This window comes from Pseudomonas sp. EA_65y_Pfl1_P113, from assembly GCF_963970525.1.
In the GTDB taxonomy this organism is placed as follows: Bacteria; Pseudomonadota; Gammaproteobacteria; order Pseudomonadales; family Pseudomonadaceae; genus Aquipseudomonas; species Aquipseudomonas tritici.
Genome location: NZ_CAXAQM010000146.1, coordinates 1 through 764, shown reverse-complemented (window position 1 = coordinate 764; position 764 = coordinate 1). Strand labels below are relative to the sequence as shown.

Here is a 764-nt window from a genome sequence, read left to right as displayed (position 1 = left end):
CTATACGCTTTTTGCTCTTATCCGTATCCGCCGTCGTGCGGACGCAATGAATGCAAAGATTAACGTCGCACTTGCTAAGGTACAGAATGAATATCGTTCTGACCGTATACGTCTGATCAGGCCGGATACAAGGCATCTCCCACTCTCACGTAAGGATATTGACCGCACGGGCTGCGACTAGACCGACCGTCAAAAGCGATATGCTGGCTTCTGCCGCCATCAAGAGCTTACTCTGCGCGCTTAATGGCATCGTGTCTGTTGGCGAAAAGGCCGTGGCGTTCGTGAAGGAGACATAGAAATAATCGATGAAACCGGGCGACCATGCTGGGTCTTGGTCCCCGCTACCCATCATCTTTGGAAACAGGAAATCGGGCCTGGCGTCGTCGTGTAACCCTAATCTTGCCGGGCCACCTCGATCAATGTTCCAAAACCAGAGCGCGAACACCACGATGTTCGTAAACCAGATATTGAGCGCGTCGAGCAGCAGGGACTGCCCGCCTTTTGAGCCACCCAGCAACTCGCGGGTGACAGATATCAGTGCATAAAAATTGAGCATCATCACGATCGCCGTCAATAACAGCGCAAACCGCCTGATCGCCTTTCGATGCCGGCATATAACGTACCAGTGATGGTCTGCATGCGCTTGGCGCGCCTTGCCTTGGGTCCAAATGGTCGCGAGGGAGAGAGGAATGAGCATCGTCAGCTCGAAAGCTGGCGCCAGCCATCTCGGACCGAAGATCAGGTTGTTGTTCACGAAAAGCAGC

General features: G+C 53.7%; 1 protein-coding gene. It reads right to left on the bottom strand.

The features are described from left to right. Positions 1 to 145: 145 nt before the first annotated feature. A partial coding sequence (locus AACY52_RS28780) for a hypothetical protein (RefSeq protein WP_339561138.1) occupies positions 146 to 764 on the bottom strand: 619 nt, incomplete at its 5' end.